General features: G+C 66.1%; 10 protein-coding genes. 5 read left to right on the top strand and 5 right to left on the bottom strand.

Annotated features, from left to right (window positions below; genetic code table 11):
- Positions 1 to 54: 54 nt before the first annotated feature.
- From N4264_RS13335 to N4264_RS13315, 5 genes are all read left to right on the top strand, one after another.
- A complete protein-coding gene (locus tag N4264_RS13335) occupies positions 55 to 972 on the top strand; it encodes a pseudouridine-5'-phosphate glycosidase (protein ID WP_261697529.1) in 918 nt (305 codons plus the stop codon).
- Between the two features lie 88 nt (positions 973 to 1,060).
- Complete coding sequence (locus tag N4264_RS13330) at positions 1,061 to 1,378, top strand: hypothetical protein (RefSeq protein ID WP_261697528.1); 318 nt, start codon at positions 1,061 to 1,063, stop codon at positions 1,376 to 1,378.
- A 239-nt stretch (positions 1,379 to 1,617) separates the two neighbouring features.
- Positions 1,618 to 2,559 (top strand): hypothetical protein, encoded by a 942-nt coding sequence (locus N4264_RS13325; RefSeq protein WP_261697527.1) that lies wholly within the window; start codon positions 1,618 to 1,620, stop codon positions 2,557 to 2,559.
- Positions 2,560 to 3,901: 1,342 nt separating this feature from the next.
- Positions 3,902 to 8,044: a beta strand repeat-containing protein gene (locus N4264_RS13320; RefSeq protein ID WP_261697526.1), complete on the top strand. Its 4,143-nt coding sequence runs from the start codon at positions 3,902 to 3,904 to the stop codon at positions 8,042 to 8,044.
- Positions 8,045 to 8,432: 388 nt separating this feature from the next.
- On the top strand, positions 8,433 to 9,395 hold the full coding sequence (locus N4264_RS13315; protein WP_261697525.1) for a glycosyltransferase: 963 nt from the start codon (positions 8,433 to 8,435) through the stop codon (positions 9,393 to 9,395).
- Here the strand turns inward: N4264_RS13315 and N4264_RS13310 are convergent.
- The 5 genes from N4264_RS13310 to N4264_RS13290 all read right to left on the bottom strand — a co-directional run bounded on the left by N4264_RS13310 (position 9,355) and on the right by N4264_RS13290 (position 14,847).
- Entirely contained in the window at positions 9,355 to 9,630 is a 276-nt protein-coding gene (locus N4264_RS13310; protein ID WP_261697524.1) for a hypothetical protein, read from the bottom strand. The genes N4264_RS13315 and N4264_RS13310 overlap by 41 nt on opposite strands.
- 202 nt (positions 9,631 to 9,832) lie before the next feature.
- Positions 9,833 to 11,605 carry an MFS transporter gene (locus tag N4264_RS13305; protein ID WP_261697523.1) on the bottom strand — a complete coding sequence of 591 codons (1,773 nt, stop codon included), beginning with the start codon at positions 11,603 to 11,605 and terminating at the stop codon, positions 9,833 to 9,835.
- Positions 11,606 to 11,696: 91 nt separating this feature from the next.
- Positions 11,697 to 12,494, bottom strand: a complete 798-nt coding sequence (locus N4264_RS13300; RefSeq protein WP_261697522.1) for a DeoR family transcriptional regulator — start codon at positions 12,492 to 12,494, stop codon at positions 11,697 to 11,699.
- Between the two features lie 12 nt (positions 12,495 to 12,506).
- Positions 12,507 to 13,841 (bottom strand): D-tagatose-bisphosphate aldolase, class II, non-catalytic subunit, encoded by a 1,335-nt coding sequence (locus N4264_RS13295; protein ID WP_261697521.1) that lies wholly within the window; start codon positions 13,839 to 13,841, stop codon positions 12,507 to 12,509.
- Positions 13,777 to 14,847: an ROK family protein gene (locus tag N4264_RS13290; protein ID WP_261697520.1), complete on the bottom strand. Its 1,071-nt coding sequence runs from the start codon at positions 14,845 to 14,847 to the stop codon at positions 13,777 to 13,779. The genes N4264_RS13295 and N4264_RS13290 overlap by 65 nt, the downstream gene beginning before the upstream one ends.
- Positions 14,848 to 14,849 lie beyond the last annotated feature (2 nt).

Raw genomic sequence — 14,849 nt, 5'->3', positions numbered from 1 at the left:
GCAAACGACCGCGCGACTACTACACTCCCCCGGTCGCCAATCTGCGGAGCGGGCATGCATCCTCTCGTCACCCTTACCCCCGAAGTCGATGCCGCCCTGGTCGACGGCCGTCCTGTCGTGGCGCTGGAGAGCACCATCATCGCGCACGGCATGCCGTATCCCGCCAACCGCGAGACGGCGCAGCGGCTCTGTGAGGTGGTGCGTGAGGAGGGCGCGGTGCCGGCCATCATCGCACTGTCCGGCGGGCGCATCCGCGTCGGCCTGTCGGATACGGAGCTGGAGCAGCTGGCGCAATCGAGCGATGTGGCGAAGGTCTCCCGGCGCGACCTGCCCGCCGTTCTGGCCAGCGGAAAGGCCGGCGCGACCACGGTGGCTTCGACCATGCTTTGCGCGCATCTGGCCGGCATCCGCGTGTTTGCGACCGGCGGCATCGGCGGCGTGCACCGGGGCGCAGCGGAGAGTTTCGATGTCTCCGCCGACCTGGACGAGCTGGCCCGAACGCCGGTGGCGGTTGTCTCTGCCGGCGCGAAGGCGATCCTTGATTTGCCGAAAACACTGGAATACCTCGAAACGCGCAGCGTTCCGGTAATCGGCTACCAGACCGACACGTTTCCCGCGTTCTACTCGCGTTCCAGCCACCTGCAACTGGAGCTGCGCTGTGACTCACCTGCGGAAGTCGCCGCCCTGCTGCGCCTTCACGACCAGCTGGGACTCACCGCCGGCACGCTGATTGCCAATCCCGTTCCCGCGCACGCCGCAATGGACTGGGACGACATCGACACAGCCATCCAGCGTGCGCTGGCCGAGGCCGACCGAGCCGGTATCACCGGCAAGGCCGTCACGCCGTTCCTGCTCAGTCGCCTGGTAGCCCTGACGGACGGGCGCAGCCTGGCCACCAATCGCGTGCTGGCCCAGAACAATGCCCGTCTCGGTGCGCAGATCGCCGTCGCGCTGGTGCAACGTGCGCCGTAGGTTGCTGCCCCTGCTAGCCGTCGTGTCAACCGGCCTGGTCCGATGCCGTTGTGGTGACAGCAACACCCCAGGCCCGACGGAGGGCATCATGAACGTAGTGCGCACGCTGGCCATCATCACCGCCCTGGTTACGAGTTCGGCGAGCTATGCCGACACCCCGGTCATCGACCAACGGCAGGAAAACCAGGAGGCCCGCATCGAACAGGGTGTCGCCAGCGGTGAGCTAACCCGGCGCGAAGCGGCACGGCTGGAGGCCCGCCAGGAGCACATCGAAAACGTCGAGGAACGCGCCAAGGCGGACGGCGTCGTTACTCGCCGCGAGCGCGCGCGGCTTGAGCGCAAGCAGGATCGAAACAGCGCCGCGATCGGGCACCAGAAGCACGACCGGCAGGATCGCAAGGACTGAGCGGCCCGGCGCCGAAGGCACTGAAGGCCCGGCTTGTCCGGCCTCCGTGTCCCGGACCCTCCTGCACGCCCGAGCGACCTCGGCCATTGCCACGCAGCCGGCGCACTTACGATTGCAAAAATACAGGCGTACACTTTTAAGGCCACCCCGCCGCGACACCCGGACTCATCCTGTCCGGGTGTGTCGCTGTCGGCGTGACGAACTATCGGCCGTTCGACTCAACCAGAGGAGAAAGCGCGATGTCATCGTTCAACTTCGCCGTGTATGCCGAAGGGTGTATCTATCCGCCTACCGCGCCGGTCAATCAGCCCGTGCCAACCACGATCGCGCAGCTGCAGCAATCGGGGTTCAACTCCGTGCTGATCAGCCTGCTTCATGTGGTCGGCAACCAGAACTCGCAGGAATCCGCCGGCGACATTCATTTCAACGACACGCCCATCATCGTGTCCGGCAAGTACGTCGGCGATCCACAATGGCCGGCGCTGGTCAACACCATGGCGGGCGGCACCCTGAAGAACGTGCTGATGTCGCTCGGTGGTGGCGGCGTTTCGGACTACACCAATATCGCCGCGATCTACGCGGCCAACGGCAATTCCTTCGCCAACACCAACCTGCAGCAGAACTTCGCCACATTGCGCGCCACATTCCCGATGGTCGCGGCGATCGATCTTGACTGCGAGGACAACTACGACTCGCCATCGTTCATCGCGTTCGCGCAGATGCTCGTGCAGCTGGGATTCGGCGTCACGTTCTGCCCGTACACATTTGAAAGCTTCTGGACGGGCGCACTGTCGGCGCTCAATGCCTCCAACCCGGGCGCGGTAAAATGGTGGAACCTGCAGTGCTATGCGGGTGGCACCGGAAACGACCCCAGCCAGTGGGCGGCAGCGATCCGGCAGGCAATTCCCGGCTTCGATACGGATGACTACATCCTGGCCAGCGACTGGACCAATGACTCGCCGGCGCAAGTACAGGCCTTGTTCGGCTCGTTCAAGGGCGAAGCCAGTGTCGGCGGTGGCTTCATGTGGACATTGGACGACATGATCACCCAGAACCCATCTGACCCCCAGGCGCAGATGACCAGCTATGTCGATGCGATGTCCGTCGGACTCGGCAATGTGCTGATCAGCGGCAAGGCCACGCTGGCAGCGGCGCAAACCGTGCAGCGTCCGATTCCGTAGCGCACTTCCCGCGCAGCGTGTGGCCGACGGCCACACGCTGCGATCCATCGCATTTCCCCGCAGGCTGCGAACGCGGCGTCAACAAAATGACGCTTCTCCTCGTGCGCGGCCGTCTGCCGCGCGTACTTGGCGCTGCACTGATGACCGCCGCCCGTCTCTACGGTATCTTCACCGCGCGAACATGAAAGTCCGTCGGCTGACGGACGAACGCAGGGCGAGGGATGCGCCCTCTCCGCTTCGTATACTTCTGTATTTGGTCATCGATTGGTTTGGTCGGCTGCGGTCGGGTGGCGGGGGTGCGCTACGCGTCGGCGCCGATGGTCGGATCAGCGTGTTCCATCTGGGGAGATGACGATGAGACGGGAGCAAGTCGCGTATTGGTGTGCGATTGCCGCTGCACTGCTGGGGATGTCGCAGGCAGTGGCTGCACCGCTGGTGATCAGTGAATTCCGCGTGCGTGGCCCGAACGGAGCCAACGACGAATTCATCGAAATACGGAACAACACGTCAACGCCACATACGGTAGCCGCGTCCAGCGGTACGGGATACGGCATCGCGGCCTCCGACAGCGTGCTCCGCGCGACCATACCCAATGGCACCGTCATTCCCGCCTATGCGCATTATCTGGTGACCAACTCGGTGGGCTACTCGCTGTCGGGCTACGCCACCGGCGACGTGACCTACACCACGGATATTCCCGACAACGCGGGCATAGCGTTGTTCACGACGAATGTTCCCGGAGATTTCGCGCTGGGCACGCGAATGGATGCCGTGGGTTCCACCAGCGAAGCCAATACGCTCTACAAGGAGGGAACCGGCTATCCGGCGCTCACTCCCTTCTCCATCGACTATTCGTTCTATCGCGATGATTGCGGCAAGCAGGGCTCGATCACGGCGTTCGGACCCTGCACGGCGTTGGGCGTTGCCACCGACACGGACAACAATGCCACCAACTTCATCTTCGTCGACACCAACGGCACGAGCGCCGGCGCGGGGCAGCGGCTGGGCGCGCCGGGCCCTCAGAACGCCGCGTCGCCGCGCAATAGCGGCACGGGTGCGTCACTGGCGGCCCTGGACAGCTGTACGTACCACGTCCTTGCGCCCAACATGGCACGCGACTACACCAGCGACCCTGCCAACAATTCCACCTTCGGCACCGTCGACCTTCGCTACACCTTCACCAACAATACCGGCGCGCCGCTGACCCGGCTGCGTTTCCGCATCATCGACGAGACCACTTTCCCTGCCCCCTCCGGCTACGCGGACCTGCGTTCGCGCACATCCACCGCGGTGGTCGTGACCGTGGACCGCCCCCTGCGGATCGGGCACCAGCAACGTCACCGTGCAAGGCACGACACTGGAACAACCGCCCTCGCAGCCCAACGGCAGCGCGTTCAACGCCTCGATGTCCGTGGGCGCCGTTTCCGCGGGAACACCGCTGGCGGATGGCGCTTCGATCGATGTGCGGATTCTGCTGGGCGTGCAGCAGCAAGGCACGTTCCGCTTTGCCGTCGTACCCGAAGCACTGCCCGAAGCTGGCATCAGCGGCGGGTCGCTGATGGTGTACGGGTGCACCAACGGCTGCCCGCTGGTCATCTCGTCGGTGCGCGCGAATCCGTCACCCACCACGTCTGCAACCGCCAACTACACCGTCACATTCAGCGAAGCGGTGACAGGCGTCGATGCAGCGGATTTCACCCTGACCACGACCGGCCTCACGGGCGCCTCGGTCGGCACCGTGACCGGCAGCGGCACGACCTACAACGTGACGGTCAATACCGGAACTGGCCTGGGCACCCTGCGTCTGAACGTGATCGACAACGACACCATCGTCGCCGGCGCGGTGCCCCTTGGTGGAACGGGTATAGCCGGGTCCGCCGGCAGCGGTGATTTCACTACCGGCGAGGTCTACAACGTCAATCGCAACGGCCCGACGGTCACGATCAACCAGGCGGGAGGTCAGGCAGACCCGACCGGTTCTTCGCCGATCAACTTCACCGTGGTGTTTTCCGCAGCGGTGGCAGACTTCGCCACCGGTGACGTCACGCTGGGCGGCACCGCCGGTGCCACGACTGCCCTGGTCACGGGCAGCGGCACAACGTACAACGTCGCCGTCAGCGGCATGACTGCTGACGGTACCGTCACCGCCACGATCGCAGAAGGCGTGGCGACGGACGGCTCGAGCAACCCGAACCTGGCGTCGACCAGCACCGACAACTCCGTGACCTGGGACGGCACCGCACCGACGGTGACGATCAATCAGGCGGGCGGCCAGCTGGATCCGATCAACACCTCCCCCATCAATTTCACCGTCATCTTCAGCGAACCGGTCGCTGACTTCGCGACCGGCGATGTCACCCTCGGCGGCACGGCGGGGGCAACCACCGCCACCGTGAGCGGCAGTGGGACGACCTACAACGTCGCCGTCAGCGGCATGACCGGCCCCGGCACGGTGACTGCCTCGCTGGCGAGCGGCGTGGCCAACGATTCGGCGGGCAACGACAACGCGGCCTCCACAAGTACAGATAACTCTGTTCTGTACGATGCGACACCGCCGACGGTCACGATCAACCAGGCCGCCGGCCAGGCTGACCCGACCAATGCCGGGACTATCAACTTCACGGTCGTCTTCGATGAAGCCGTGAGCGGCTTCGACAGCTCGGATATCACGCTGGGCGGCAGCGCCGGCGCAACGACGGCCGTCGTCAGCGGCGCCGGCCCGACCTACAACGTGGCCGTCAGCGGCATGACAACCGACGGCACGGTCACTGCCACCGTCAACGCCAGCGCAGCGACCGACGTGGCCGGCAACGCCAGCGCAGCCTCCACCAGTACCGACAACAGCGTCACCTACGACACCACCGCGCCGACGGTCACGATCAACCAGGCAGGCGGACAGGTCGACCCGACCGGTGCCTCGCCGATCAACTTCACCGTGATCTTCAGCGAGCCAGTCGCCGACTTCGCCACCGGCGATGTCACCCTCGGTGGCACGGCCGGCGCCACGACCGCCACGGTCAGCGGCAGCGGCACCACCTACAACGTCGCCGTCAGCGGCATGACGGGCAATGGCACCGTCACCGCGACGCTCGCGGCCGGCGTGGCAACGGATGCCGCTGGCAACACGAGTGGCGCCTCCACCAGCTCGGACAACAGCGTCACCTATGATGCGACGGCACCGACGGTGACGATCAACCAGGCCGCTGGCCAGGTCGATCCGACCAACAGTTCGCCGATCAACTTCACGGTGATCTTCAGCGAAGCGGTAGCCGATTTCACAAGCGGCGATGTCACCCTCGGCGGCACGGCCGGGGCGACGACCGCCACCGTGACCGGCAGCGGCACGACGTACAACGTGGCGGTGAGCGGCATGACGGGCGACGGCACTGTGATTGCCTCGCTGGGAGCGGGCGTGGCAACGGACAGCAGCGGCAACGCCAGCACTGCCTCGACCAGCAGCGACAACACGGTCACCTATGACGCGTCCGTCCCCACCGTGACGATCGACCAGGCGGCCGGACAGGTGGATCCGACCAGCACTTCGCCGATCAACTTCACCGTGATCTTCAGCGAATCGGTTGCGGACTTTGCCACCGGCGACGTGACACTCGGCGGTACCGCCGGCGCAACGACGGCCACGGTCACCGGCAGCGGCACGACCTACAACGTCGCCGTCAGCGGCATGACGGGCAACGGCACGGTCACCGCGACGCTCGCGGCCGGCGTGGCGACGGACGCCGGCGGCAATGCCAGCGCCGCCTCGACCAGCAGTGACAACAGCGTCACCTACGATGCCTCCGCCCCGAGCGTGACAATCAACCAGGCAGCGGGCCAGGTCGATCCTACGGGCACGTCACCGATCAATTTCACCGTGGTCTTCAGCGAACCGGTCGCGGACTTCGCCACTGGCGACGTGACACTGGGAGGCACCGCCGGCGCAACGACCGCGACGGTCACCGGCAGCGGCACGACCTACAATGTCGCCGTCAGTGGCATGACGAGCGACGGCACGGTCACCGCGACACTCGCGGCCGGCGTGGCGACGGACGCCGGGGGCAACGCCAGCACCGCCTCGACCAGCAGCGACAACACCGTCACCTACGATGCCTCTGTCCCGAGCGTGACGATCAACCAGGCCGCCGGCCAGGTCGATCCGACGGGTACGTCGCCGATCAACTTCACGGTGATCTTCAGCGAACCGGTCGCAGACTTCGCCACCGGCGACGTCACACTCGGCGGCACCGCCGGCGCGACGACCGCCACGGTCACTGGCAGCGGCACGACCTACAACGTCGCCGTCAGCGGCATGACGGGCAACGGCACGGTCACGGCCACGCTCCTGGCTGGCGTGGCGACGGATGCTGGCGGCAACGCCAGCGCCGCTTCGACAAGCACTGACAATTCCGTTACCTACGACGCCACGCCGCCGACCGTGACGATCGAGCAGGCAGCGGGCCAGGCTGATCCGACAGCTGCCTCGCCGATTAACTTCACGGTGGTCTTCAACGAACCAGTCACAACATTCGCGACGGGTGACGTGACACTGGGAGGCACCGCCGGCGCCACGACGGCGACCGTCACCGGCAGCGGCACGACCTACAACGTGGCCGTCAGCGGCATGAGCGGCGCGGGCACGGTCACCGCGTCCATCGCACCGGGCGTTGCAGCGGACGACGCCGGCAACGGCAACCTGGCGTCCACGAGCGCGGATAATACGGTCACCTTTGACGCAGCCGGGCCGGGCGTCACGATCGACCAGGCGGTCGGCCAGGTCGATCCGACCAATGCCTCGCCGATTCTCTTCACCGTCGTGTTCAGCGAACCCGTGGCGGACTTCGCCACCGGCGACGTCACACTGGGCGGCACGGCCGGGGCCACGACCGCGGCCGTCTCCGGCAGCGGCACCACCTACACCGTGTCGGTCAGCGGCATGACCGCCAGCGGCACCGTGATCGCGACGATTGCCGCGGGGGTGGCGACGGATGCCACCGCCAATGCAAACCTCGCGTCCACGAGCACGGACAACACGGTGACCTACACCGTGCCCGACACGACCGCGCCCACGGTGGTCGTCAGCCAGGCCCCCGGCCAGACGGATCCGGCACCGACGTCACCGGTCAACTTCACGGTCACCTTCAGCGAGCCTGTCACCGGCTTTGACAGCGGCGACATCATCCTGGGCGGCACAGCCGGCGCCACGACAGCCGTGATCACCGGTGGTCCGACGGTCTACAACGTTGCCGTCAGCGGCATGACAGCGAACGGCACGATCACTGTCACGATTGCCGCCGGCGGTGTCACGGACGGATCGGGCAATACCAATACCGGTTCGACCAGCACCGACAACACGGTGATCTTCGTAGGCGCCGGGTCGGCCGAACCGATTGCCCTGCCGGCGCTGTCCTGGCCGATGCTGCTGCTGATGGGCGTCGTGCTCGCGGTAGTGGCCGGCGTCACGCGGCGGCGCCAGGATCTGCGCCGCTAGCCAGCGTCAGTGAAACACGTACAGCGAAAAGGCCCGATGAGGGCCTTTTCGTTTTCCCGGCAGGCGAATTCGCGTTCACCGTTGGCGCCCCCCGAGGACTTGTCCACCCTTCCACTCTGCGCTATTGATCGCCCATGGCTTCCATCCCGTCGCTCCATTCGCGTCCTCGTGTCGTCGTCGTGGCGGAGGGCGCCATCCCGACCGGTTTCGCGCGGGTCTCCGCCAGCGTGTTCACACGTCTGCTACCCTGCTTCGAGATCCATCAGCTGACGCCGCACCCGCTGCCGCACGACCGCGCGGCAGAAGATCCGCCCTGGCCCATCGCGCAGCTGCCCGGCAGCGAAGAGGCGATCGTCGAAGTCATTGCGCGCCTGGAGCCTCATGTCGTATGGGTGCTGGCCGATGTGCAGATCATCCGGGAGTTCGCGCGCCTGCTGCGGGATCTCCAGCTGCAGGGCGTGCGCGTCGTGGGCTATTGCCCCGTGGACCTCACCCCTCTTCCTCCCGAGCTTGCCGCCCCCTTGGGGGGCCTGGATGCCCTGGTCAGCTATACCGAGTACGGCCGCCAGGCGCTGGTCGAAGCGCTCCACGGCGCTGCCACGGGGATGTTGGAGCCGATGGCGATTCCGCACGGCGTCGATACCGCGACGTTTTTCCGGTTCCGCGCGCAGCGGCGCGCCAGACGCTGCTCGGTGAAGGCCATGAGGAGGACTTCATCGTACTCAACGCCAACCGGAACCAGCCACGCAAGCGCATCGACACCACCGTGCGCGCATTCGCGCGCTTCGCCCAGGGAAAACCCGAATCCGTGCGACTGCATCTGCACATGGGGCTTCATGATCGAGGATGGGACCTTCGCGCCCTGGTGCGTCGCAATGGACTGGAAGATCGTGTCATCTACACCACGGATGACACCACCATGCCGTTCGTCAGTGACGAATCCCTGCGACTGATCTACAGCGCGGCCGACGTCGGGGTGAATACGGCGACGACGGAAGGCTGGGGATTGGTGGCTTTCGAGCACGCCGCAACCGGGGCTGCGCAGATCCTGCCCGGCCATTCGGTGTTCAAGGAGTTATGGACGGGTGCCGCGCACCTGGTGCCGGAACGGCTGACGCTCGACACACCCGACGGCCTGTTCAACGAACACTACGTCAGCCCCGCCGATGTGGCCGACGCCTTTGAACGCCTGTACACCGACGCGGCCTACCGTGACTACCTGTCGACAGCTGCCCGCGAACGCGCCACGCAGCTGTCGTATTCCTGGGACAGCATCGCCCGCCAATGGCAGGCGCTGCTGGAGGCCGTCCTTAGCTTGCCTGACCGAAAAAGCTGGGGAATGCGTCAGTAATCGTCACCGTCTCGTCATTGCGCTTGACGTTGCCCACGCCCGTCGGCGGCACGAAGTTGTATTGCAGCGGCGGGTCGGACAGCCAGCGCCCCACCACGGTGAACGGTGCGTCGGCGGACGAAAGTTCTTTCGAGACGGTCGTTTCCGAATCGACGGTGGTCTGCCACAAGGTCTGCGAACTCTTCGACGCGACCTGGATCTCCAGCTTGCGGTTCGTGACGTTCTTGATCTGCATGATGGCACCCTCTTGGACGGGCCGGCGGACAGGGGGGACGTGCGTTTCCGGCCCGACCATGCATCTTAGACAAAGCCGCATCGTTTTCAATGCCTGCTTTTCTACCATCCCACAATGATGCATTTGCGCAACACCGTAATGCATGTAACGCCTGATCCAGGCCTGCTGAGCCCGCCATCCCCGGCTCGGGAAGACTGCCGCCTCACCGGCGCGCGAACACGGCCTCGATCTGCTCCAGCGTGCGTCCCTTTGTCTCCGGCAACAGCAGCCATACCGCTACGAAGTAGACGCCGGTACAGGCAGCCCAGAAAAGGAACATCGCGGCATAGCCGTGGCGGCCCACGGTGGGCAGAAAGACAGCAGCGATCGTCGTGGAGACGAACTGGTTGATCAGGAGCGCAATGCTCATGCCGTTGGAACGAATGCGCGTGGGCATCAGTTCCGACAGAGCCAGCCACACGCAGACGCCGGGGCCTACCGCGAAGAACGCGACGAAGGCGAAGATGCTGGCCGCGACCCACCAGCCGTGGGTCACGGTCGGAACAGGTCCGACGAGGGCCTGCTCGATCACCAGTGGCGCCGCCGCCGCGGAGGCCGGGTTGGCGAACGGATTGAGATGCAGCCGGCGGAAAAAGGCACCGACAGGCCCGTCGGGCTGCACGACATCGGTGCGCGAAATCTGGATCACCTGCGCGGGGACATCGCTGCGGAACGTCTGCACGTTGGTGAAACTGCCGTAGGAATAGGACACCGTCAGCTGCTGCACGGCGTTGCCCGCATGCGCCGCCAGCGAATGCCAGCGCGACGCATCGAGCGGCAATTCCAGCGCGTCAGCCTGCACCTGCGCCTGCACCCACGCGCGCTGGTCGACACGGCCCGACTCGGCGCGGGTGAACAACAACGCCGCCATCAGCAAGGCCGCGACGATGCCGCCACTGCCGAGCATGAGCAGGAAGCGCCGCCCTTTCCGGTCCACCAGCCCGACGGCGAGCACCGTCATCACGGCGTTGATGACCTTGATGGCGACATCCGCGCTGTTCGCGGTCGCACCCGGTAGTCCGGCGGACTGCAGGATGTTCACCGCATACGCGAGGATGGAATTGATGCCGGTGGCCTGCGTGCAGGCCAGGATCAGGCAGGCCAGGAGGAACGGCAGGACATAACGCCGGCGCCATAGCGACGAGCCATCGCGCGATACCTGCTCCTCGCGACTCTGGCGCATCGCCTGCCACTCGGCTTCGGCCCGGCTTTCGTCGGTGCCACGACGAAGCGCAGCGCGGGCCGCGTCCACGCGTCCCCTGCTCAGCAACCAGCGCGGTGATTCACTGAGCAGCAGGCTGCCCAGGGTGAATACCACGCCCGGCGTAAGGCACATCCAGAAAATGCGGCGCCAGGCCTGATCCTTGGCCACGGCGAGCGTTTCCGGCGAAGCAGTGGCGGCCAACGCATCCACCGCCTGCGCCTGGTACAGCCCGATCAGTGCCGCCACCACCAGGCCGATCGTCAGCATCAGCTGGAACAGCCCCGTTCCGCGACCGCGATGATCCGCGCCCAGGCATTCGGCCAGGTACAAGGGCACGACCACGCCGATCAGTCCGCCACTGATGCCCTGGAGCAGCCGCCCGCCAAGCAGCGGGCCGTAGCCATCGGCCAGCGCAATCAGCGGAATGCTCACGGTGAACAAGGCGCCGCTCAACACCATTGCTCCGCGGCGTCCGACAAGGTCAGCCAATGCACCGGCAAACAGCGAGGACACCACGCTCCCCAGCAGGACCGCCGCAACGATGAAGCCCAGTTGCTGCGTGCTCAGCTTCCACGCCTGGGACGCCGTGGCTTCCAGGTACGGCAGGGCCCCGGCGATGATGCCGATGTCGATGCCATAGAGCAGCCCGCCCATGCCGGCGATGAACAACAGGTAGCGCATGTAGCGCGTGGTGGATACTGCCGGTGCAGCGGCAATCACAGTGGCGTTCATCCGTATGGCTCCTTGAACCAGTCCAGCAGCGTGACAACAGCGCCATCAGCAGCGATGACCGGCGCACGTCACCGGCGACCGCGCATCCGCATCAACCGGGATCCACCGGCAGTGGCACCTCGACCGTGGCGACGACCACCGTTACACCCTGCCGTTCGAGCCCTTCGCGGTACTCTGCTGTGATGGCAGGGTCGGTCACCACGATATCCACGCGATCGAGCAGCGCGATGCGGTGGAGGCTGACGCGACCGAACTTGGATGCATCACTGACCACGATGACGCGCCGCGCGCGTTCCACCATGCGATGGTTCAACCGCGCTTCGGCCTCGTGGTGAGTCGTCAGCCCGAATTTCAGATCAAGGCCGTCAACGCCCAGGAACAAGGTGTCGAAGTTGTATTCGTTCAGGCACGCTTCGGCCTGCGCGCCCTGCAGCGAAAGCGACTGCTTGCGCAGCGTGCCACCGGTCAGGATGAGACGGACGCCGGGCGCATCGGCCAGTTCCCACGCGATATTCAGCCCGTTGGTCATGACCGTCACATCGGTCGCGTCGCGCAGGCGGCGCGCCAGGGGCATCGTCGTCGTGCCCGAATCGATAATGATGTTGTCACCCGGCTGCACGAACTGTGCGGCGGCAGCGCCGATGGCGTCCTTCTGCGCGGCATGGAGCGTGTCCTTCTGCCGCATGCTGTGCTCCTGCGGCGGCATGCGCATCAAGGTGGCGCCGCCGTGATTACGCACTGCCAGGCCTTGCGATTCCAGTTGTTCGAGATCGCCGCGAATGGTCACGGCCGAGACGCCGAACCGCACTACCAGCTCTGCCACGTGGACGCTGCCAGTCTCGACCAGCTGACACAGGATCTGTTCGCGTCGTCGACTCGTATTGCGCATGATCCCCTGCCTTTATGGCGTTGCCGCCGACTTCACCCGATGGTGCACGCGGCCCGACGTCACCGCGGTGTTCCGCGTACAGGCGCGCGCATACCGCGCCAGCACGCCGGCGATCTTGTGCTGGATCAGGGCCTCCGGCTGCATGGCGAGGCGGCCGGCGGCCACATCGGCGGCTTGCTCCGGCAAGAACTGGCTCAGCAGTGTCATCGGTATCGGCACGCGAACCAGATTCGCCAACAGCGTATCCACCGCCTGTTGCACGGCGGGCGTCGTCCAGTAGTAGCGGCAGCGGTCGCTCAGGGCGTAGCGCCGCAACAGGCGTTGCTCGGTGGCGGTGCCGGCATAGTGCCGCCGCCAATGGCGCGGATCTTCCAGCATGACGCGTTCGAGTACGTCCATCAGGTGTGATCGCTGCTCGATGGGTAGCAACTCGTTCTCGATGGCAGCCAGCCCGAACAGGGCCTCACGCAAGGCAAAGGTCGCCGCCGGCCCCACCTTCAGGATGGCGAAGTGATCGCGCACCAGGGCGTGCAACGCGGCCTCGGACTGGTAGTCGGTCGAGTGTGCCTCGAACACCAGCCCCGGCTGGGTGTCGATGAAGGCTGACAGGTCGGCCGCAGCCGCCGCGTCGTAGGGCTGCACCTGGCTGTGATCAAAATCCACGCCCGGCTGCACCACCATGGCGACGACGCGCTGCCAGGCCGACACCAGGCCAGCTTCGGCGAAGGCGTGGCGATGAACCGCCAGTGTGCGGGCGGCAGCATCCGGCCGGGTGACGGAAACGCCGCCGTCCAGCGACGATTCGCCCCCCGGCACCGGCACTTCGGTGCCAATCACATAGACGGGCGGCGGCAAGCCGCTCGCCTGCGCCGTGGCCTCGGCCACCCGCGCCAGCTCGGCCGAACGGGTCGCGACGGTTTCATCCGGCAGGCGCGGCGGATCGCCTCCGCAGGCCATGCTGCAGTCGAGGTGGATCTTCTGGAAACCCGCCTGCACGTAGGCCGCGACGAGGTTCCTGGCGTGCGCCATCGCGTCGACGGCGGGCAATGCCTGCCAGGTGTTGGGTCCGAGGTGATCGCCTCCCAGAACCAGCCGATCGGATGGGAACGCCTGTTGCGCCGCCAGCTGTTCCACATAGTCGCGAAACTGCCGCGGCGTCATTCCGGTGTACCCGCCGAATTGGTCCACCTGGTTCGACGTCGCCTCGATCAGCAACGGGCTGTCGTGCGCGAGTGCCACCTGCATGGCGGCAAGCAGTACCTGCGCATGGCTGCAGCAGATGCTAGGGAGACCGACGGCATGGCCGTGCCGGTGCGCGGCGATCCGGGCTTGAATCAGAGATGACATGGGCTGGCCGGGTTTCTGGGGTACAGGCGTCGCGGGATGCGACGTCGGAGGATCGATCGTGTCGTTGGCGCGCCAACAAGGCGGCGCCGCGTGCGCCGCCGGCATCGCCGAAGGCCGGGCGCAGGATCGGCGGAACTTCAGCGCCTTCGAACAGGTGGCGTCCGATGGCCTCCGGCAGGCGTGCGTAGAGGTGGTCCAGCTTCGACAGACCGCCGCCGAGCACGATGGCGTGCGGATCAAGCGTCAGCACCAGCGCGGCGAGACCGTGGCCAAGCAGGTCCAGATGCAGGTCCAGGGCGACCCGCGCGGCGGTTTCGCCGCTATCGGCGCGCGCCACTATCGTCGCCGGCGATGCCTCATCCAGCCCGCCACGCAGGCGATAGAGCGTCGTCAAAGCCGGCCCGGCGACGTAACGTTCAAGGCATCCGCGCAGGCCGCAGGGGCAATCGAATATCGGCAGTCCGTATTGGGTGAGCAGCGCGGCCGGCACGCCGCAATGCCCCCACTCACCGGCGAAGCCGTTGTGCCCGGCGACCAGCTTTCCCTCGACGCAGAATCCACCGCCGGCCCCCGTACCCAGGATGGCGCCAAACATGCTCGGCAAGCCGTGCGCCGCCCCACCCTGCGCCTCGGACAATGCGAAACATTGGCAATCATTACCAAAGTACACGGACCGGGCCAGACGCCGGCGCAACACATCGCCCACGCGGCGTCCGTTGAGCGCCGGCACATTCGAACTGAGCTGGCGCCCTGTGGCGCGGTCGACCACGCCCGGCATGCCAAGTCCTACCGGCGCGCACCGGCGTGGATCACCGGCCATGCCGAGCACCGCATCGGCTTCGTCCACCAGGGCGGCGATGGCGGTCACAAAGGCATCGAAATCCTGCCCCGGGGTGTCGATCCGGCGGCGGTGAGTGACATCCAGCGTCGACGCTTCGCAGGCGACCAGCTCGATCTTGCTGCCGCCGATATCGATGCCGTAGCAATGCGAAAGCAGGCTCTCCATGA

It is taken from the genome of Tahibacter amnicola, assembly GCF_025398735.1.
Lineage (GTDB): Bacteria > Pseudomonadota > Gammaproteobacteria > Xanthomonadales > Rhodanobacteraceae > Tahibacter > Tahibacter amnicola.
The sequence above is the reverse complement of the archived record's forward strand: the minus strand, read 5'-3'. Positions and strand labels throughout refer to the sequence as shown.

Excerpts from the sequence above, each read along its gene's own strand:
- N4264_RS13325 (WP_261697527.1), top strand. The coding sequence starts at position 1,618 with ATGTCATCGTTCAACTTCGCCGTGTATGCCGAAGGGTGTATCTATCCG.
- N4264_RS13335 (WP_261697529.1), top strand. The coding sequence starts at position 55 with ATGCATCCTCTCGTCACCCTTACCCCCGAAGTCGATGCCGCCCTGGTC.
- N4264_RS13310 (WP_261697524.1), bottom strand. The coding sequence starts at position 9,630 with ATGCAGATCAAGAACGTCACGAACCGCAAGCTGGAGATCCAGGTCGCG.
- N4264_RS13315 (WP_261697525.1), top strand. The coding sequence starts at position 8,433 with ATGGGTGCTGGCCGATGTGCAGATCATCCGGGAGTTCGCGCGCCTGCT.
- N4264_RS13300 (WP_261697522.1), bottom strand. The coding sequence starts at position 12,494 with ATGCGCAATACGAGTCGACGACGCGAACAGATCCTGTGTCAGCTGGTC.
- N4264_RS13290 (WP_261697520.1), bottom strand. The coding sequence starts at position 14,847 with ATGGAGAGCCTGCTTTCGCATTGCTACGGCATCGATATCGGCGGCAGC.
- N4264_RS13305 (WP_261697523.1), bottom strand. The coding sequence starts at position 11,605 with ATGAACGCCACTGTGATTGCCGCTGCACCGGCAGTATCCACCACGCGC.
- N4264_RS13330 (WP_261697528.1), top strand. The coding sequence starts at position 1,061 with ATGAACGTAGTGCGCACGCTGGCCATCATCACCGCCCTGGTTACGAGT.
- N4264_RS13295 (WP_261697521.1), bottom strand. The coding sequence starts at position 13,841 with ATGTCATCTCTGATTCAAGCCCGGATCGCCGCGCACCGGCACGGCCAT.